The organism is Mammaliicoccus sp. O-M54, from assembly GCF_022386035.1.
Lineage (GTDB): Bacteria > Bacillota > Bacilli > Staphylococcales > Staphylococcaceae > Mammaliicoccus > Mammaliicoccus sciuri_A.
On sequence record NZ_JAJNJE010000003.1, the window covers coordinates 226,577 to 246,639 of the forward strand.

General features: G+C 32.7%; 18 protein-coding genes, 1 riboswitch and 2 other annotated features. All 18 genes read right to left on the bottom strand.

All coding sequences use genetic code 11. The features are described from left to right. Nucleotides 1-231: 231 nt before the first annotated feature. Complete coding sequence (locus LQ673_RS07065) at nt 232-1,494, bottom strand: bifunctional folylpolyglutamate synthase/dihydrofolate synthase (RefSeq protein WP_191835661.1); 1,263 nt, start codon at nt 1,492-1,494, stop codon at nt 232-234. A gap of 8 nt (nt 1,495-1,502) precedes the next feature. Then, complete coding sequence (locus LQ673_RS07070) at nt 1,503-4,133, bottom strand: valine--tRNA ligase (RefSeq protein ID WP_191835662.1); 2,631 nt, start codon at nt 4,131-4,133, stop codon at nt 1,503-1,505. A 40-nt stretch (nt 4,134-4,173) separates the two neighbouring features. Continuing rightward, nucleotides 4,174-4,386 (bottom strand) — a binding site (T-box leader). Between the two features lie 48 nt (nt 4,387-4,434). Beyond that, entirely contained in the window at nt 4,435-5,505 is a 1,071-nt protein-coding gene (locus LQ673_RS07075) for an AbrB family transcriptional regulator (protein WP_191835663.1), read from the bottom strand. Between the two features lie 55 nt (nt 5,506-5,560). Then, nucleotides 5,561-6,850 (bottom strand): glutamate-1-semialdehyde 2,1-aminomutase, encoded by a 1,290-nt coding sequence (gene hemL / locus LQ673_RS07080; RefSeq protein ID WP_037588456.1) that lies wholly within the window; start codon nt 6,848-6,850, stop codon nt 5,561-5,563. Nucleotide 6,851: 1 nt separating this feature from the next. Beyond that, entirely contained in the window at nt 6,852-7,835 is a 984-nt protein-coding gene (hemB, locus tag LQ673_RS07085; RefSeq protein ID WP_025904284.1) for a porphobilinogen synthase, read from the bottom strand. Beyond that, nucleotides 7,832-8,515: a uroporphyrinogen-III synthase gene (locus tag LQ673_RS07090; protein ID WP_191835664.1), complete on the bottom strand. Its 684-nt coding sequence runs from the start codon at nt 8,513-8,515 to the stop codon at nt 7,832-7,834. Before LQ673_RS07090 ends, hemB begins: the two co-directional genes overlap by 4 nt. 15 nt (nt 8,516-8,530) lie before the next feature. Continuing rightward, nucleotides 8,531-9,454: a hydroxymethylbilane synthase gene (gene hemC / locus LQ673_RS07095; RefSeq protein ID WP_191835665.1), complete on the bottom strand. Its 924-nt coding sequence runs from the start codon at nt 9,452-9,454 to the stop codon at nt 8,531-8,533. Between the two features lie 18 nt (nt 9,455-9,472). After that, nucleotides 9,473-10,306, bottom strand: coding sequence for a cytochrome C assembly family protein (locus LQ673_RS07100; RefSeq protein WP_037588464.1), 834 nt, complete (start codon nt 10,304-10,306; stop codon nt 9,473-9,475). A 20-nt stretch (nt 10,307-10,326) separates the two neighbouring features. Then, complete coding sequence (hemA, locus tag LQ673_RS07105) at nt 10,327-11,664, bottom strand: glutamyl-tRNA reductase (RefSeq protein ID WP_204171241.1); 1,338 nt, start codon at nt 11,662-11,664, stop codon at nt 10,327-10,329. A gap of 74 nt (nt 11,665-11,738) precedes the next feature. Beyond that, nucleotides 11,739-12,326, bottom strand: a complete 588-nt coding sequence (gene yihA / locus LQ673_RS07110) for a ribosome biogenesis GTP-binding protein YihA/YsxC (protein ID WP_025904289.1) — start codon at nt 12,324-12,326, stop codon at nt 11,739-11,741. 149 nt (nt 12,327-12,475) lie between these two features. Continuing rightward, nucleotides 12,476-13,738 carry an ATP-dependent Clp protease ATP-binding subunit ClpX gene (gene clpX, locus LQ673_RS07115; RefSeq protein ID WP_025904290.1) on the bottom strand — a complete coding sequence of 421 codons (1,263 nt, stop codon included), beginning with the start codon at nt 13,736-13,738 and terminating at the stop codon, nt 12,476-12,478. Between the two features lie 123 nt (nt 13,739-13,861). Beyond that, the gene (gene tig, locus LQ673_RS07120; protein WP_025904291.1) at nt 13,862-15,142 is read right to left on the bottom strand and encodes a trigger factor; all 1,281 of its coding nucleotides are present in this window, start codon (nt 15,140-15,142) and stop codon (nt 13,862-13,864) included. Nucleotides 15,143-15,235: 93 nt separating this feature from the next. After that, nucleotides 15,236-16,165 carry a hypothetical protein gene (locus LQ673_RS07125; RefSeq protein WP_191835667.1) on the bottom strand — a complete coding sequence of 310 codons (930 nt, stop codon included), beginning with the start codon at nt 16,163-16,165 and terminating at the stop codon, nt 15,236-15,238. A gap of 2 nt (nt 16,166-16,167) precedes the next feature. After that, entirely contained in the window at nt 16,168-16,791 is a 624-nt protein-coding gene (locus LQ673_RS07130; RefSeq protein WP_025904293.1) for an NUDIX domain-containing protein, read from the bottom strand. Between the two features lie 149 nt (nt 16,792-16,940). Next, nucleotides 16,941-17,300, bottom strand: coding sequence for a 50S ribosomal protein L20 (rplT, locus tag LQ673_RS07135; RefSeq protein ID WP_025904294.1), 360 nt, complete (start codon nt 17,298-17,300; stop codon nt 16,941-16,943). 42 nt (nt 17,301-17,342) lie between these two features. Further along, nucleotides 17,343-17,543, bottom strand: a complete 201-nt coding sequence (gene rpmI, locus LQ673_RS07140) for a 50S ribosomal protein L35 (protein WP_016910907.1) — start codon at nt 17,541-17,543, stop codon at nt 17,343-17,345. Between the two features lie 25 nt (nt 17,544-17,568). Next, a complete protein-coding gene (infC, locus tag LQ673_RS07145; RefSeq protein WP_025904295.1) occupies nt 17,569-18,099 on the bottom strand; it encodes a translation initiation factor IF-3 in 531 nt (176 codons plus the stop codon). A 23-nt stretch (nt 18,100-18,122) separates the two neighbouring features. Further along, nucleotides 18,123-18,248, bottom strand: a sequence feature (ribosomal protein L20 leader region). Nucleotides 18,249-18,300: 52 nt separating this feature from the next. Beyond that, a complete protein-coding gene (locus tag LQ673_RS07150; RefSeq protein WP_159315695.1) occupies nt 18,301-19,794 on the bottom strand; it encodes an amino acid permease in 1,494 nt (497 codons plus the stop codon). An 88-nt stretch (nt 19,795-19,882) separates the two neighbouring features. Beyond that, a riboswitch (Lysine riboswitch) is annotated at nt 19,883-20,055 on the bottom strand. Between the last annotated feature and the right edge of the window lie 8 nt (nt 20,056-20,063).

Consider the following 20,063-nt stretch of genomic DNA (forward strand, 5'->3'; position numbering starts at 1 on the left):
AAAATAAATAACATCTATAGTAATAATTTATTTATTGTAAATAAATATTATTCTTCAAATCTACGATTTTGTTCGTGCATGCTTGCCTAGGGTATGGTTCGAGCCTGTAGTCTCTCACTCATACAATTCCCTCAGGCGTCAGCACGTTACAAAATCGTTAAAAATAATATGAGAACATGCATGCGCATAAAAAAATGCCGTCAAAGTCAATAACTTTAACGGCATTTTATATTAATCTTTAAATAATTTTCTTACTTCACTAATAAAGTATAAACTTCCTGTTACAACGAGTAATTCTCCATCGTATTGTTCAATAAATTGAGGATAGTCTTTAACTTTTTCAATATGGTGGTGCTCTAAATAATCGTATACTGCATCTATTGGTAATGCTTTTGGAAAATCAAATGTTGTTACATAAAATCTATTAGCTATTTCTTCTATGCTATTCATCATTTTCCCTATTGGCTTACCATCTATCGCTGCAAATAATACATCGATTTTTTTGTCTGAATAGTATTGTTTTAATGTATCTACTAACGCATCAATACTTTCTCTATTATGCGCACCGTCTATTAAAATAAGTGGTTCTTCTTGAACTTTTTCAATTCGACCTGACCATGTTGTATGTTCTATCGCATCAATCATTGTATTAAAGTTTAATTGAATCATACCTCTTTGATACATTTCAATAAGTGTTGTGATCGCTAGTGCAGCATTTTCATGCTGATGTTGACCTATCATTTTGAGTTGAATGTTTTCTAATTCATAACTACCATATCGATACGTAAATTCAGTATCATCTGATAGTACATGAAAATCGCGATCTAGTTCTAGACCTTTATTGTAATTTTTCTCAACTACTTCTCTAACGAAATGTAACGCATCTTTAGGCTTAATCGCATATACAAGAGGAACACTTGGTTTAATGACACCAGCTTTTTCTCTTGCAATATCCATATACGTATCTCCTAAAATATTAGTATGATCTAAACCGATACTTGTTAACACCGTCATTATTGGTTGAAATACATTCGTTGAATCATTTAAAGCACCTAATCCCGCTTCAATGATGACAAAATCTACAGGATGTACTGTACCAAAATATACAAACATCATTAATGTAATGATTTCAAATTCAGTAGCAGGACCTAAATCAGTTTCAGATTCAAGTCGTTCAGATATTGGTTTAACAATCTGAACTAACTCAACTAATTCATCATCTGTAATTGGTGTTCCATTAATACTGATTCTTTCATTGAAAGTGACAATATATGGCGATGTGAAAGTGCCGATTTCATAGTTATTAGCTACTAGGGCTTCTCTTAAATAACTGACAGTTGAACCTTTACCATTTGTACCGACTACGTGAACTGCTTGAATCTTTTCTTCAGGATTACCTAATTTGTCGAGCATCCACTTCATTCTTTTAACGCCTGGTTTAATACCGAACTTCGTGCGTTCATGTATCCAGTGTAAACTATCTAAATAATTCATAAGATTTCCTAGCCTTTCAGTTGTTCAATTCTTGCTAATACACCATCATATTTTTCTTGATAATTAACTTTTTTATCTTTTTCTTCGTTAATAATCTTTTCAGGTGCATTTGCAACGAATTTTTCATTGCTTAATTTTTTATTAACACGATCTAATTCTTTTTGCCATTTTTGAAGTTCTTGTTCAAGTCTTTCTATTTCTTTATCCATATCAATTAAACCTTCTAAAGGTAATACAACTGTTGCACCAAATACAACTTCAGTCATTGCTTTTTCTGGAATATCAACTTTCGTATCAATCACTAGCTCACTTGGATTACAGAAACGCATTAAATAGTCTTTATTGTCTAAAAGTTGTTTTTTCACTTTTTCGTCTTTAGCTTCAATGTGAATTGGTACTTCTTTAGACATTGGCGTGTTCACTTCACGACGTGCTTGTCTTACAGATTTAATGATTTCAACTAATAGTTGCATAGATACTTTACTATTTTCATTTGATAATTCTGGTCTTACTTCTGGCCATGAAGCTTGAATAATTGTTTCGCCTTCATGTGGTAATGCTTGCCAAATATGTTCTGTTACGAATGGCATTAATGGATGAAGCATACGCATTGTTTGGTCTAACGTATAAGCTAGTACTGAACGTGTCATTTGTTTTTTAGCTTCGTCATCACCATTCATTGGTATTTTACTCATTTCGATATACCAATCACAGAATTCATCCCAAATAAAGTTATATAATACACGGCCAACTTCACCGAATTCATATTTATCACTTAAATCCGTAACGTTCGCAATTGTTTCATTTAATCGTGTAAGAATCCATTCATCTGCAACAGATTTTTCACCAGATAAATCTATATCTTCAAATTTAAAATCTTCACCGATATTCATAATGCTGAAACGAGACGCATTCCAAATTTTATTGATAAAGTTCCATACCGCTTCAACTTTTTCAGTAGAATAACGTAAGTCATGACCTGGAGATGAACCAGTAGCTAAGAAGTATCTTAAACTATCTGCACCATATTCATCTATTACATCCATTGGGTCAACACCGTTACCAAGTGATTTACTCATTTTACGGCCATCTTCAGCTCTTACTAAACCGTGTAGTAAAACGTCATTGAACGGCTTTTTACCTGTAAATTCTAATCCTTGGAAAATCATTCTTGATACCCAGAAGAAAATAATATCATAACCTGTTACTAACGTATTAGTTGGATAGTAACGTTTGAAATCTTCATTGTTTTCATCTGGCCAACCTAATGTTGAGAATGGCCATAATGCAGAACTAAACCATGTATCTAGAACATCTTCATCTTGAGTCCAATTCTCGATATCTGCTGGAGGTTCTTCACCAACGTATGTTTCACCTGTTTCATTATGGTACCATGCTGGAATTTGATGACCCCACCATAATTGTCTTGAAATTGTCCAGTCACGAATGTTTTCCATCCATCTATTGAATGTACCTTCAAAACGTTCTGGTACAAAATTAATACGACCATCTGTATCTTGATTGTCTAATGCTTGTTTAGCTAATGGCTCCATTTTAACAAACCATTGTGTAGATAAATAAGGTTCAACTACTGCGCCACTTCTTTCTGAGTGTCCAACAGAATGAACATGTTCTTCTATTTTGATTAATTCGCCAGTTTCTTTTAAGTCTTCGATTAATTGTTTACGGCATTCAAAACGATCTAAACCATTATATTTACCTGCAAGCTCATTCATCGTACCGTCTTCATTCATTACATTAATTTTTTCAAGTTGATGTCTTTCACCAATTTCGAAGTCATTAGGGTCATGAGCTGGTGTAACTTTCATTGCACCACTACCGAATTCAATATCAACATAGTCATCACCAATAATCGGTAATTCACGGCCAATAATCGGTAAGATAACGGATTTACCAATTAAATGTTTGTAACGATCATCATTTGGGTTAACAACGATTGCTGTATCACCTAACATCGTTTCAGGACGTGTCGTTGCAATTTCAATTGCACCTTCACCGTCTTTAAAAGGATATTTAATATGATAGAAATGACCTGTAATATCTTCGTGAATAACTTCAATATCAGAAATAGCTGTTTTAGTTTGTGGATCCCAGTTAATAATTCTTTCACCACGATAGATAAGACCTTTGTTATACATATCAACAAACACTTTTTTAACTGCTTGAGATAAACCTTCATCTAACGTAAAACGTTCACGACTATAGTCTAATCCTAAACCTAATTTAGCCCATTGAGCTCTAATAAAGTCAGCATATTCTTCTTTCCATGACCAAGCATGCTCAAGGAATTTTTCTCTTCCTAAATCATGTCTTGATAAACCTTGTTCTCTTAATTTACCTTCAACTTTAGCTTGAGTCGCAATACCTGCATGGTCCATACCAGGTAAATACAATGTGTCATAGCCTTGCATTCTTTTCATTCTTGTTAAAATATCTTGTAAAGTTGTATCCCATGCATGACCTAAATGCAACTTCCCTGTTACGTTTGGTGGTGGAATAACAATTGTGTATGTTTCCTTTTCTTTATTTTCACTTGGCTTAAAATAATTATGATCTAACCAAAATTGATAACGGCCTTCTTCAACCTTTTTAGGGTTATACTTAGGTTCCATTTCCATTAAAATCACTCCTTTTATAATATAAAAAACCCGTCCTAATAAATAGGACGGGTTAAACCGTGGTACCACCTAAATTCAATATAATCACTTATATTGCACTCTAACGATTATCGCTCGCACACGCATTAACCTACTTAGTTTCAATTAACGTTCAATTTAAGGCTACCTTCAATCATCATTAATATGCATTTACACCAACCATGCACTCTCTATCATTAATCAATGATTTACTCTTCCTTGATAAATATTCGATTACTTTAATAATATAAGCAGAATCCATATAAGTCAATATTGATTCATTTTAATTTCCATATTTTCTAGATCTAACTGTTAAGAATATTTTAATTAATGGTGCAACGATCAACAGAATAAAGAATATCCTAAATATGTGATAACTTGATATCATCGCAACATCTCCACCAGTTTCTAATGCTACAACGATGATTTGAGCCATACCACCAGGTGCTGCACTTAAGAATAAGTCGTTTATATTGTCGTCTATAAATATCTCAAATACAAAAACTAGTACAAATGCACCAATAATCAGTGATACATTTTGAAATGCGATAGCAAATATCGTCTTTTTCGTTAAATTATTAATCAAATCAGATATTTGAACACCTATTCTTATGCCAAATAATACTTGTGCAACAACAATGATCGGATAATCCAATGAAAAGATTTGTCCAGTATATAAATTCCATACTAATAATACAAATATCGGTGCTAGTAACTGAGGTACAGGTACTTTAATTTTATAGAATATATAAAATAAAGCGAGGATACTCATTAGTATCACAAATAGTCCTGAGATATCTAGCGCTGTAAATATAGATGGCGCTTTTTCAATTTGTCCTGACGCCGTACCATCATTACCATAAATAGATGAAATAATTGGAACTAATATGACGACAAACATGATTCGAGATGTTTGAGTCAATGTAACGATTAATAAATCTGCTTTTTTATTTTCTTCTGCCATTATAACCATCTGACTTAAAGCACCTGGAATTGCACTTAATAATGCTGTTTCGAATGTAACATTTGCAATTTTTCTAAATGCTATAGACACAATTAACGCAAGTATTAAAATAAATACTGACATTAATATAATTTGTAGCCATTCATCTTTAATATCATGAAGGACAGTAGGCGTAAATGTTGAGCCCATTTGTATCCCTAATATAAGTAAACCGATATTACCTAACCATACTGGCCATTTAATCGTGCGTTTTAATACTTTAATCATTATTAAACTCGCAAATATAGGTCCAAACATCCACGGTAATATCATGTGAATACTTTGTAACACAAAACCGAGTATAATGGCTAACAAGCATACAAATACAATGTTCCATTTATTTCTATTCATGATTAACACCTCAAAAAGATTATATCATTTATGTTTCTATATTTTGAGGTAAGTTTTATTCGTTTGTAATTCTTTCTAATGCTGTATCAAAAGCTTGAATTGTTTTTTCAATATCTTCTTTAGTATGAGCAGTAGATAGGAATGTACCTTCAAATTGTGAAGGTGGTAAGAATACGCCCTCTTGAGCCATTTCTCTATACATTTTACTGAATAGTTCTAAATCTGAAGAATTTGCTTCTTCAAAATTAGTTACAGGTCCTTCATTTAAGAAATAACCGATCATTGAACCTGCTCGATTAACCGTAATCGGTACAGCGTGTTTCGCAAATACTTCTTTAAGACCTTTTTCAAGTAAATCTCCAAGTTCGTTAAAATATTGATAGCTTTCTTCAGTTAATTCACTTAGTGTTGCGTAACCACTTGTCATTGCTAATGGATTACCTGAAAGTGTACCAGCTTGATATACATTACCGACTGGTGCTATTTCTTCCATAATTTCTCTCTTACCACCGAATGCGCCAACTGGTAGTCCACCACCAATAACTTTACCTAAGCATGTTAAATCTGGTGTCACACCAAAGTAACCTTGTGCACAGTTATAGCCAACTCTAAATCCAGTCATGACTTCATCGAAAATAAGTAATGAACCGTATTCTTTCGTAATATCACGTAAACCTTCTAAGAAGCCTTCAACAGGTGGGACAACGCCCATGTTACCAGCAACTGGTTCAACAATAACGCCTGCAATATCTTCACCAAAGTGTTCAAACGCAACTTTTACTGCTTCAATATCGTTATATGGTACAGTTACAGTGTTTTTAGCTGTGCCTTCTGGTACACCAGGAGAATCTGGTAAACCTAAAGTCGCGACGCCAGAACCTGCTTTAATTAATAATGAATCACTATGTCCGTGATAGCATCCTTCAAATTTCAATATTTTATTTCTGCCAGTGTATCCTCTAGCAAGACGTAATGCGGCTAATGTCGCTTCAGTACCTGAAGAAACCATTCTTACCATTTCAATAGATGGCACACGTTCAATAACAAGTTTAGCCATTTTATTTTCAAGTTCAGTTGATGCACCGAATGAAGTTCCTTTATCAACTGCTTCATGTAATGCAGCTTTTACTTTTTCATGTGTATGACCTAGAATTAACGGGCCCCAACTTAACACATAATCAATATATTCATTACCATCTACATCATAAATTTTAGATCCTTGTCCGTGGTCCATAAAAATCGGTGGTGTATCTACTGATTTAAAAGCACGTACTGGACTATTTACGCCACCTGGCATTAAATTTACAGCTTCATCATAGGCATTTATTGAACGTTCATATCTCATATTAGTAGTCTCCTCCGTCTAAGTATTTACAAATATCTTTAGCAAAATAAGTAATAATCATGTCAGCGCCAGCACGTTTCATTGACGTCATTTGTTCCATCACGATTTTTTCTTCATCAATCCAGCCGTTTAATGCAGCTGCTTTTGTCATACTGTATTCTCCACTTACATTATATGCAACAATTGGTAAGTCTGAGCGATTACGAACATCTCTAATGATATCTAAATAGCTTAGTGCTGGTTTAACAATCATCATGTCGCAACCTTCTTTAATATCACTTTCTAATTCTCTGAATGCTTCTAATCGATTACTTGGATCCATTTGATAAGTCTTACGATCACCAAATGAAGGTGCTCCTTCTGCTGCTTCTCTAAATGGGCCATAGAAGCTAGATGCGTATTTAATACCATAACTCATAATAGGAATATTTATAAATCCTGCTTGATCTAAGCCTTCTCTAATTTCAGCAACAAATCCGTCCATCATATTACTTGGCGCAATAATATCTGCACCAGCTTTAGCTTGTGATACAGCTGTTTTCACAAGTAATTCTAATGATTGGTCGTTATCTACATCTTTTGTTTCTTCGTTTATCACACCGCAATGTCCGTGATCTGTATATTCACATAAACACGTATCCGCTACAACTAACATATCTGGAAATTTACTTTTAGATAATCGTGTTGCTTTTTGTATAATACCATCATCAATAAAAGCACCTGTTCCACAAGCATCTTTCTCATTAGGTATACCAAAGAACATAACACCTCTAATGCCTAAATCATAAGCTTCTTTAAGCTCTTGTTCTAATAAGTTTAAACTTAATTGATAAATACCTGGCATTGAAGATATTTCGTTTTTAATATTATCTTCTTCAATTACAAAAATCGGATATATTAAATCTGATTTATGAACATACGTTTCTTTCACCATATTTCTCATAACTTGAGATGATCTAAGTCTTCTATGTCTATCAAATTTCATGATTTTACCTCTTTCAAAATTGTATTTATCATGCCTTCTAATGTGTATTCTTCTGCTACTTTAGAAGGTTGATGATATGTATTTAACTTTCGCTCTGTTATCGCACCAATTGCATAAACTTCGACTGAGTCTGGAATTCGATGATAGTTATCAAAATAACTTGATACAGCCGATGAACTTGAAAAAGTAACATGCGTTACTTCTTGCTGTTGAATCAATTCATGTACTTTTCTAACATTTTCTATATTTGTAACAGGCTCATATAGATGCAGTACTTGTACTTGATTATCCCATTTCATAAGTTCTTTCGCCAGTTTATCCCTAGCTTGTTTACTACATGGAATTAATATAGATTGATTGGTGAACTGATCTTTAAATTCATGTAATAAACCTTCTTGAGTAAATGAATCTGGCATTAAATCTACTGGGATATTGTACTGATCTGCTATTTTTTTAGTTTTTGTACCGATAACAGCAATACGATCGACTTCTATTTGATTTAAATATGGTTCAAATATTTTGATCGCATTTACAGACGTAAAAATAAGCCAATCATAGTGCGGTTTTAAACAAGATTGTTCAAATTTGATAGGAACAATATCAATGAACGGATAATGACGAATTTCGACATCTTCACGTTGAACAGTTCTTGTACTTGTAACCACAATGATTGGCTTCATGTTAACGACTCCTTATTATGCTTCTTCGTTCAATTTCTTAATGATTTCATATGCACCTTGTGCTTTTAATTCTTCAGAAACTTGTTTACCTATTTCAACAGGGTCAGTTCCTTTTATTGTTGATTCATATCTTTCTTTACCATCTGGAGACATGATTAAACCTGTAAATGAAATTTCATCATTTTCAAGTGTTGCGTAACCAGCTATTGGCACTTTACAACTACCATCCATTTCATTTAAGAAAGTTCTTTCACATGTTACACATGTTTCTACATTCTCATCATGAACTGATTTAAGAATATCTAATAATTCTTGATCATCACTTCTACATTCGATACCTAGTGCACCTTGCCCTATAGCAGGTACCATCGTATCTTCTTGTAAATATTCAGTAACGATATCATCACTCCAGCCCATACGTTTTAATCCAGCTGCAGCAAGTATAATCGCATCGAAGTCTTCAGTTTCTAATTTATTTAAGCGTGTATCAATATTTCCACGAATCCACTTAATTTCTAAATGAGGATATTTTGCTAATAATTGTGCACCACGTCTTAATGAACTTGTACCAACGATGCTACCTGGTTTCAAATCCGCAAGTTTAACATGGTTATTTGCAATATATGCATCAAATGGATTTTCACGTTCTGGAATACATCCTAAAGTTAATTCTTCAGGTAATTCACTTGGAACATCTTTTAAGGAATGAATAGCAAAGTCAATTTCATGATTGAATAATGCTTGTTGGATTTCCTTAACGAATAATCCTTTACCACCGACTTTAGATAATTGAACATCAACAATTTTGTCACCTTTCGTAACGATTTCTTTAATTTCAATATCTAAATCTGGGTGTTTTTCTTTTAATTTATCTATAAATTGCTGACTCTGCGTCATAGCTAATTTACTTTTTCTAGAACCTACAATAATTTTACGCATAATTTCCTCCACCATTGTTTAGTTAAACCATTGATGAAATCCTGAAAATTTTGAGACCACCAAATAATTTATCATACACACGAGAAACATCATAATATTTGCTATAACTAACGTTTTTGTGTTGATTGATTTTCTTACTCTTAAAAATAAATAAATACCATAAAGTAGTAAGACAATTAAAGAACCGACTACTTTACTATCAATCCAAATTTCACTACCAATTATAATAAGTCCCCATTGAATGCCAAGTATTAAACTAATTAATAAGACTAAAAATCCTACTAATGTAAATCTAAATACATTTTGTTCTAATTGGTCAATACTGCCCATTCTAAAGAACTTTTGATTAAATTTTTTCTCTTTTAAATTTTTTCTTTGTAACAAATACAAAATTGCATGTGATGTACTCAATGCAAAAAGAACATAGCTTAAAATAGCTAAAGAAATATGTATTAAAAGTAATTCATTCATTATATTTGCAGCAGTATTTTCTGTGTCATACTGTTCTGGTCTAAATGTATGAATAACTAAAAATACAAATCCAATCAAATTGATAATAAAGACTGTTAAATCTGTGGATTTAAAATAATTTAAAACTAATGAAACAGTGATAATCATCCATGTATAAAAATAAAATCCTTCAAAAATTGTTAGTACAGGGAATTGTTTCGTTGTAACAATATACATGCACAAAAAGATTGTTTGAAAAATCCAAACAATCCCTAGCGCATAATACCCAAACTTTCTAACTTTAGAATTCTTTTGAATAAAGTCATAAAAATAGCACCCTAAACAAATCATGTAAATAATTAATACTATTTCATGCAAACGTACAGAAATTACATCTTGCATAGCATCACCATTATTTTGTATTAAGATTCAACTGTTTTAGGAGACAATTGATCTTGTTTTAATTCTTTCTTAGTTTCATTTATTCGCTCAACTTCACTTGAGATATTGAAGATTTCTTGGAATAATTCTAATTTTTCTTTTGATTTTTTGTCCGTTGATAATTCTTTTGCTTGTGTAATCGGATCTTTTAATAGTTGATTGACGATACTCTTCATGTGTTTAGAAATAACTTTACGCTCTCTGTCAGTCATATCAGGAAGCTTTCTTTCAACACTCATCATTGTATCTTGTTGTATATGTGATGCTTTGTCTCTTAATGCCGTAATAATTGGCACAACACCTAACATATTCACCCATTCATCGTGTTTATCAATTTCTTTAGCAATTAATAATTCAATTTCACTTGCTGCTTGTTCACGTTCTGCTAAATTAGCATCAACAAGTCCGTTTAAATCATCCACGTCATAATTAAACATTGAATCTAAATCATTTACTGCTGGGTCTATATCTCTAGGTACCGCAATATCAATTAATACTAACGGTTTATTTCTTCTAAAACGCTCTACATCACGCATCATATCTTTAGTTAATACATAATGTTCAGCACTAGTAGAACTGATCACAATATCAGCTTCCATTAATGAACATTGTAATTCATTGATGCTTTTCGCTACGCCTTTATATTGCATTGCAAGAGATTCTGCTTTAGCTACTGTACGATTTAAAACAGTGATGTCTTTAACGCCACTGCCATTTAAATTCGCAACAGCTAACTCAGCCATTTCCCCTGCACCAATGATTAATGCTTTCTTATTATCTAATTTACCTAAAACTTTTTTAGATAATTCAACAGCTGCATATGATACTGAAACAGCATTTGACGCAATATCAGTCTCATGATGCGCACGCTTAGCTAAAGTAATTGCTTGTTTAAACAGACGGTTAAACATCGTTCCAGTTGTAACCTCTGTTTGAGCAATTTGAAATGCGTCTTTCATTTGACCTAGAATTTGAGTCTCTCCTAGAACCATAGAATCTAATCCTGAAGTCACTCTAAATAAATGTTCCACTGCATCATTCTCAGTTAAAACGTTCGTATATTGTTTAATTGTATCTAAAGATTGATCAAACCAATCTGCTAAAAATGACTGAATATAATATTTACCAGTGTGAATTTGATCTACAACCGCATATACTTCAGTTCTATTACAAGTCGATAAGATTACACATTCTAATATAGATTTTTGATTGTTTAGTGTTACAAGCGCATTCTCAATTTCTTGATCATTAAAAGCTAGTTTTTCACGCATTGCAACATCTGCAGTCTTATAGTTTACGCTTACTACAACAACATGCACTTCTAACGCCCCCATTAATTTATGTCCAATGTCTAAATTATAACATTTCTAATCTAGAAATGTGAGTAATTTGTTTAAATAAATTGTGACAATAATGCCCAAATATTGTCTGTCTTATCTTTGTTTAAAGATGAGTAACTAATCAATTTATCTTCAGGATCTAATTCTAAGGTTTGTCTAATGATTTTTAAATGCTTTTGTACTTTACCTTTAGGAATTTTATCCTCTTTAGTCGCAATGACGATAGTTGGTATTTCAAAATGTTTCAGATAGTTATACATCAACACATCATCTTGAGTCGGTTTATGTCTAATATCAACTAATTGAATTACACATCTTAATGCTTCTCTAGTTGTTAAGTACTGTTCAATCATCTTACCAAACTGTTCTCTTTGTTTTTTACTAACTTTAGCATATCCATAACCTGGCACATCTACAAAGATAAGTTGCTCATCGATATTAAAGAAGTTTAATGTTTGTGTCTTACCTGGTTTCGATGACGTTCTTGCCACTTTTTTTCTTGAAATTAACGTATTGATAAATGTTGATTTCCCAACATTTGAACGTCCGCTAAGTGCTATTTCTGGCAAACCAGTCTCAGGATATTGTTTTGGATCTACTGCACTGATTATAATATCTACATTATTCGGATTAATTTTCATCGTTTTCTCCTACAAGTTTGTTTCTTTTATTATATCTTATCTTACTTATATTTTAAACACAGTAACGATAGGTCTATCAAATCACTTTTAAACATTAAAGAAGGCTGAGACAGTTAATAACATGTCTCAGCCTTTATAATCATATGTGATTATGCTGATGTTTTTTCATCATTGATTAAATTACCTTCACTATCATATAAGTTTGGTAATTTATGATCTCTAATTGTATCTTCAGTAATAACTACTTTACTTACATCAGAGCTAGATGGAATATCAAACATAATATCGATTAAAGCTTCTTCAATAATTGAACGAAGTCCACGTGCACCTGTTTTACGTTCTATTGCTAATTCACTAATAGCCGTAAGTGCTTGTTCATCAAATTGTAGTTCAACATCATCTAATTCAAGCATCTTAGTATATTGTTTAACTAACGCATTCTTAGGTTGCGTTAAAATATTTTTCAATGCATCAACATCTAATGTTTCAAGGTTAGCTACAATTGGAATTCTACCAATAAATTCAGGAATTAAACCATAAGCCTGTAGATCTTCAGGTCTAATTTGTGATAATAATGATTCTTCGTCACTAATTTCATCACCTGAACTACTAAAGCCGATAACTTTTTCACCAAGTCTACGTTTAATAACTTCATCAATACCATCAAAGGCACCACCAAGGATAAATAGAATATTTGTTGTATCTATTTGAATAAACTCTTGGTTTGGATGCTTTCTTCCACCTTGTGGCGGTACACTTGCTGTCGTACCTTCTAAGATCTTAAGTAACGCTTGTTGTACACCTTCACCAGATACGTCACGTGTAATTGACGTATTCTCTGATTTACGTGCAATCTTATCAATTTCATCCACGTAAATGATACCTTTTTCAGCACTTTCAACATCGAAATCTGCTGCTTGGATTAATCTTAATAATATATTTTCAACGTCTTCACCAACGTAACCTGCTTCAGTTAAACTTGTTGCATCTGCAATTGCAAATGGTACATTTAATGATTTAGCTAACGTTTGTGCAAGCAATGTTTTACCACTACCAGTAGGTCCGATTAATGCAATATTACTTTTCTGTAATTCAACACCATCTTCACTTTCAGAAGGTTGTTGTACACGTTTATAATGATTATAAACAGCTACAGCTAATGATTTTTTCGCATTTTCTTGACCGATAACATAATCATTTAATTGTTCCATAATTTCTTTAGGTGTAGGAACATCAGTAAACTGTTCTGGTTCTTGTGACTTTAATTCTTCCTCTACAATTTCAGAACACAATTCTATACATTCATTACAAATATATACGCCACTACCAGCAACAAGTTTTTTAACTTGATCCTGTTCTTTACCACAAAAAGAACATTTTAAGTTTTCTTCACCATCGTTAAATTTAAACATTTTTACACCCCTATTCTTTTTAGACTATACTAAATGTTTTTTACTTTTTCAAATTAAACGGACTAAAAAAGAATAGTAGCAGAAATATTCTGCTACTATAGTTACTTTAATACCGAATAATTATTATTCTCCAGCTGATTCAGCTACTAATAAATCGATAACTTTTTGGATTTTAAGGTCATTAACTAAAATATCGTTATTACCTAATGTTGCTTTAATATCTTCAACAGATAATCCAAATTGTTCGCTCATTTTAGCGAATTCAGCTTCAACATCTGCATCAGATACTTCGATATTCTCTGCATCAGCAATAGCTCTTAAAGTTAAATTAGTTTTAACGCGTTTTTCAGCATCTTCTTTCATTTGTGCTTTAAGTTCTTCTTCTGATTGACCTGAGAATTGATAGTATAACTCAAGGTTTAAACCTTGTTGAGAAATACGTTGTTCAAATTCTTGCATCATACGATCTAATTCTGTATTAATCATAGCTTCTGGAATATCAACTTTTGCATTGTCAGTAGCTTTTGTAATAGCTTCTTCTTTTTCAGTTGCTTCTGCTTGATTAACTTTAGCTTCTTCTAAGTCTTTACGTAATTTTTCTTTATATTCATCAACTGTGCTAACTGATTCATCAAGTTCTTGTGCTAACTCGTCATCTAATTCTGGAATTTCTTTAGATTTCACTTCGTTAACTTCACATTTGAAAGTAGCTTCTTTACCAGCTAATTCTTCAGCGTGGTATTCTTCTGGGAATGTGACAACAACATCTTTGCTATCGTTAGCTTTAAGACCGATTAATTGTTCTTCAAATCCAGGGATGAATGATCCAGAACCAATTTCAAGATCATAACCTTCTGCTTGACCACCTTCGAAAGCTTCACCATCAACATAACCATCAAAGTTAATGTTAACAACGTCTCCTTCAGCGATTTCGCCTTCTTTAACTGTTAATTCAGCTTGACGGCTTACTGCATCTTCAATTGCTTGATTGAATTCTTCGTCAGTTACTTCACGATCTTGTTTCTCGATTGAAAGACCTTTATAGTCTCCTAATTCAACTTCTGGTTCAACAGTTACAGTTGCTTCAAAGATAAGTTCTTTACCTTTTTCCATTTGTGTAACGTCGATTTCTGGACGATCAACTGGGTTGATTTCTGCCTCTTCTACTGCATTGCCATATGCTTCAGGTAAAATGAAATCTAAAGCATCTTGGTATAATGATTCAACACCAAATCTTTGTTCAAATAATGGTCTTGGCATTTTACCTTTACGGAAACCAGGTACATTAATTTGTTTAACAACTTTTTTGAATGCTTTGTCTAATCCTTTATCTACTTCTTCTTTAGGAACCGTAACAGTTAATAAACCTTGGTTACCTTCTTTCTTTTCCCATGTTGCTGTCATGAATAAAAACCTCCGTGATTATCCTAATTTTATAAATTTTCAACTCTTTAATTATAACATAGCTTTCTAATGTTTCAACTATAGTGTTTATATTCATTGCAATTTTTGAATGACTTCAATGAATATGTCCCAATCTTGTTGAGTCACACTTTCGTAGTTAGCGTCTATATTAAAACGTTCTGATAAAAGTTTCAAGTAACATGCAACTAAAACATCATCATTTATATCATTTAGTGTAATTGGATACATAATAATGGCATGTTGGTTTAATAAACTTTTAGCTAACTCTATAGATGAAGGACTATCAATTTCAAGTTGATCAATTACTTTAGGAATGATATTTTGTGTAAAATTTGTTCTTTCTATACCAGGTAATTCAGTCGGTATAACAGTAATATTCTCATCTATTTTATTGAATTTAACTTCAGCTGACCATTCACTTAATCTTAAATATTCTAATATTAAACTTTGCACATTAGGATGTAATACTTCATTCTCAATAATTTGAGCTAAAGTTAAATTAAATATACCTAAGTGATGATCAATTAAATCTATAAGTAGATTAATTTGTTCTTCAAATTGTGTTTCTTGAAATGTTCTCAATACCTCTGAAGCTTTCAATTGCCTTTGGTTCAACTTTTCTTTAGCCATATCTTGAATAGGTAGCAATGCCATTCTCGTAGCGTGTTCGATATTTTCATCTTTAATTTGATTAATAATTTCAACTACTGTTTGATATTGTTCTAAAAAGTATAAACTTTCTACAAAATAAATGACTATTTTGTCATAGAATGGATGACCTTGATTCAGCAATATACTCGCTTCTTCTCGCAATTCAAGATAGTAACCGCAAGATTTTAAGACTTCACATTTCTTTATTGATAAGTCATCATCCATCTCAAAATGTTGCTCGTATGTTTCAAACAATTCATACGCTTCATCAAATTGTTCATTTCGAATCGCAAGATTAATATTGTTAACCAGTTGTTTTTTTAATTTTGGAAATGGAATAATTTCACTCAAGGTTACTCACCTCTTCTGTATATACCATCTATAATTAGACTACTCCATGTTTCATAATTCTTATGATTCAACAATTCTGTTTGATCAGCCCACTTAATTTTTAATGTATCTGTTTCGACTGCTTCAACGCTAGATTTATTAACTTTTAATTTAAAAACAACACCAATATGAACTTTACCTACTTCATCTTGATCATCATTTATAAATCCAATTAACTCCATGTTTGCTACATCTTGTTTATTTAAACCAACTTCTTCTTCAAGTTCTCTTGCAGCATTCTCTCTGATTACCTCTTCAACTGTCACAGCTTCAGGAACATCATTCATATGTCCGCCTACTCCTATTGAACTTAAACCATGTAATCGACTTTCGCCACCACCAGTTAACCTTTCATATACAAGTACTTCGTCGTCCTCATTTTCTAATATACAATATGAAATGAGTTGTTTATATGAAGGATCTTCTTCCATATCACCACGACGTTTTGTTTCAAATTGACTAATTGTTTCATAAATATATTTAGTTTCTTCATCTTGAATAGATTTAAACCCATCAAATTGATAAGCTTCGTCTTTAAATATTAATTTACGTGGTACTACTGTAATCATTTCATCAAATTTAGACATAATAAACTCCTTATTCTTATTTCTACACTATTTTATCAAAGCGAATTTGAAGCGTAAAGAAGACGCACTTTCTACTATATTATTTCATAAAAAAAGCCATCAATAAAGTTAATAACTTTATTGACAGCTTATACAACAATGAAATGCAATTATTTAGCTAAAGCGTCTTTAGCTTTAGTAGCTAATTCAGCAAATGCTTTTTCGTCTGAAATAGCGATTTCAGAAAGCATTTTACGGTTAATTTCAATACCAGCTACTTTAAGACCATTCATTAAACGGCTATAGCTGATGTCGTTTTGACGAGCTGCTGCATTAATACGTGCAATCCATAATTTACGGAATTCACGTTTTTTCTGACGACGGTCACGGTAAGCGTAGTTACCAGATTTCATAACTTGTTGCTTAGCAACTTTATATAATGTATGTTTTGAACCAAAGTAACCTTTAGATAATTTTAAAACTTTTTTACGACGAGCTCTCGTCACTGTTCCACCTTTAACACGTGGCATGATAATTCCTCCTTAAAATGGACCATTAGTCCGCTATGTTTATTATTTTACGTACGTTAACATTTGTTTAACTCGTTTAGTATCTGATTTAGAAACTAATGAAGCTTTACGCAATTTACGTTTTGCTTTTGTAGATTTGTTTGCGAATAAGTGTGAAGTGAACGCTCTAGAACGTTTTAATTGACCTGAACCAGTTCTTTTAACACGTTTTGCTGCTCCACGATGAGTTTTCATTTTAGGCATTGAGATTTCCTCCTATAATTTCGGTTTATTTGTCGTTTGAAATTGGCGCTAACATTAAGAACATTGAACGCCCTTCCATTTTAGGTCTTTGTTCAACTGTTGCTATGTCTTTACAAGATTCTGCAAAGCGTTCTAACACACGTTGACCAATTTCTTTATGCGTGATCGCACGACCTCTAAATCTAATAGATACTTTAACTTTATCTTCTTTAGATAAGAATTTTTGAGCATGTTTCAATTTAGTTTCGAAGTCATGTTCTTCGATAGTTGGACTTAATCGAATTTCTTTAACATTGACTACTTTTTGTTTCTTACGCATTTCTTTTTCTTTCTTCTGCTGTTCGAATTTGTATTTACCGTAATCCATAATTCTTGCAACAGGTGGTTTAGCATTAGGCGCTACGATTACAACATCTAAATCTACTCGTTCAGCCATTTCAAGGGCTTCATATTTAGATTTAACACCAATTTGCTCACCATCTTGGCCAATAAGGCGAAGTTCTTTTGCACGAATTTTGTCGTTAACTTGAGTCTGATCTTTAGCTATGGTTGACACCTCCTAGAATTTTACGAAGTCGTCCAAGAAAAAAAGAACGAATGCATAATGCACCCGTTCTCATCCATAAACTTTAAAGGTTTATTGTACCTGCTAACTGCTTTACGCGTCACTACAGGTGAGAAGCGGGTATGCTTCTACTTGGTCCGTTTCGTATTCAACAAAACTTATCTTACCAATTATAAACCCTTATGTCAATGTTTATTTAATATTCTTTTCAAATTCTTTCATATCCACATCTTGACTTAAGTCAACTTTATCAAGTGGAATCATTTTAGTTCTATATTTTAGTTTATGGAAAATATAAAACGCTAAAAATACAGGAATACCCATATAAGTAATAAAGAATCTTCTTGGTTCGAATTCACCAGTTTGGATGAAATCAACATCTTGTCCTACAATTACAATCGCACATAAAGCAAATGCAAACAATGGACCAAATGGGAACCATTTAGCTTTATATTTTAATTTAGTCTTATCATAATCTTGTAGATCAAATGCTCTTCTAAATCTATAATGGCTGATTGCGATTCCTAACCAAGCAATAAAGCCTGTCATACCTGAAGCAGCGATAATATATTCGTATGCGCCACCACTTAAATGCTCAATTGCAAATATAAGTATAACAACTACTGCTGTTGCAAATAATGCTGTGTATGGAACACCTGATTTATTTGTTTTTGAAAATACTGGTGATGCTAATTTATCTTTACTCATTGAGAATAGCATTCTAACTGAAGCGTACATACCAGAGTTACCTGCTGATAATACTGAAGTTAAAATAACAGCATTCATAAATGAAGCAGCAAATGCTAAACCTGCATTCTCAAATACTAGTGTAAATGGTGATTTCGCAATTTCGTCTCCACCCATTAAGTTTGGATTTGTATAAGGAATAATCATACCAATTACAAAGATTGCTAAAATGTAAAATAATAAAATTCTCCAGAATACTTGTTTAATCGCTTTAGGAACTGCTCTTTCAGGATTTTCAGATTCTCCAGCTGTAATACCAATTAACTCGGTACCTTGGAATGAGAATCCCGCAACTAAGAATACACCTAATACAAGTAAGAATGTATTAACGTTCGAGTCACCTAAGAATGGTGCATCACCTGCTACAAAGTTATCGAATCCTAAGTATTCGCCACCTAGTAAACCAAATATCGTTAATAAACCTACACCAATGAAAATAATTACTGTAGCTACTTTAATAAATGCAAACCAGTATTCACTTTCCCCGTATACTCTAACTGAAAGTGCATTAAGGCCAAATATGATAACCATAAAAATGATACTCCATAACCATGATGGAATGATTTCTAATGGTTCCCAGTAACTCACAACTTGAGATGCAATTGTAATATCAGCTGCAACTGTAATAACCCAGTTAAACCAATAGTTCCATCCCAATGCAAATCCTAGTGAAGGATCGACAAATCGAGTTGCGTAAGTACTAAAAGAACCTGAGACTGGTAAATAAGTCGCCATTTCTCCTAATGATGTCATAAGGAAGAAGACCATCAAGCCAACTATTGCATATGCTAGTAATGCACCACCCGGTCCAGCATCTCTAATCGCTCCGCCAGAAGTCATAAATAAACCAGTACCAATACAACCACCGATGGCTATCATAGAGATATGTCTATCTTTGAGTTTCCTTTGAATATTGTTCGTTGATTTTTCTTGATTCATTGCTATTTCCTTTCTCCATTCCACAATCGAGCCACTAAAAAAGTCGCATATCTCAAGAGATATGCGACCGATATATGAACATTCCATACAAATTGGTAGCACATCACTTAGTGTGACAGTCCAGTATCTATTAAACACTGACCCAACAAATCATATTATGGATATGATTCGTTTCGGCGATGCACCCTTTCATTATTTCAACATACGCGCCATTTCGCTTCTGAATAATTACTCTTGAACATCGCAACCTCTAACTCATTACTGAGGAA

Excerpts from the sequence above, each read along its gene's own strand:
- LQ673_RS07065 (WP_191835661.1), bottom strand. The coding sequence starts at position 1,494 with ATGAATTATTTAGATAGTTTACACTGGATACATGAACGCACGAAGTTC.
- LQ673_RS07070 (WP_191835662.1), bottom strand. The coding sequence starts at position 4,133 with ATGGAAATGGAACCTAAGTATAACCCTAAAAAGGTTGAAGAAGGCCGT.
- LQ673_RS07075 (WP_191835663.1), bottom strand. The coding sequence starts at position 5,505 with ATGAATAGAAATAAATGGAACATTGTATTTGTATGCTTGTTAGCCATT.
- hemL (WP_037588456.1), bottom strand. The coding sequence starts at position 6,850 with ATGAGATATGAACGTTCAATAAATGCCTATGATGAAGCTGTAAATTTA.
- hemB (WP_025904284.1), bottom strand. The coding sequence starts at position 7,835 with ATGAAATTTGATAGACATAGAAGACTTAGATCATCTCAAGTTATGAGA.
- LQ673_RS07090 (WP_191835664.1), bottom strand. The coding sequence starts at position 8,515 with ATGAAGCCAATCATTGTGGTTACAAGTACAAGAACTGTTCAACGTGAA.
- hemC (WP_191835665.1), bottom strand. The coding sequence starts at position 9,454 with ATGCGTAAAATTATTGTAGGTTCTAGAAAAAGTAAATTAGCTATGACG.
- LQ673_RS07100 (WP_037588464.1), bottom strand. The coding sequence starts at position 10,306 with ATGCAAGATGTAATTTCTGTACGTTTGCATGAAATAGTATTAATTATT.
- yihA (WP_025904289.1), bottom strand. The coding sequence starts at position 12,326 with ATGAAAATTAATCCGAATAATGTAGATATTATAATCAGTGCAGTAGAT.
- clpX (WP_025904290.1), bottom strand. The coding sequence starts at position 13,738 with ATGTTTAAATTTAACGATGGTGAAGAAAACTTAAAATGTTCTTTTTGT.
- tig (WP_025904291.1), bottom strand. The coding sequence starts at position 15,142 with ATGACAGCAACATGGGAAAAGAAAGAAGGTAACCAAGGTTTATTAACT.
- LQ673_RS07130 (WP_025904293.1), bottom strand. The coding sequence starts at position 16,791 with ATGTCTAAATTTGATGAAATGATTACAGTAGTACCACGTAAATTAATA.
- rplT (WP_025904294.1), bottom strand. The coding sequence starts at position 17,300 with ATGCCACGTGTTAAAGGTGGAACAGTGACGAGAGCTCGTCGTAAAAAA.
- rpmI (WP_016910907.1), bottom strand. The coding sequence starts at position 17,543 with ATGCCTAAAATGAAAACTCATCGTGGAGCAGCAAAACGTGTTAAAAGA.
- LQ673_RS07150 (WP_159315695.1), bottom strand. The coding sequence starts at position 19,794 with ATGAATCAAGAAAAATCAACGAACAATATTCAAAGGAAACTCAAAGAT.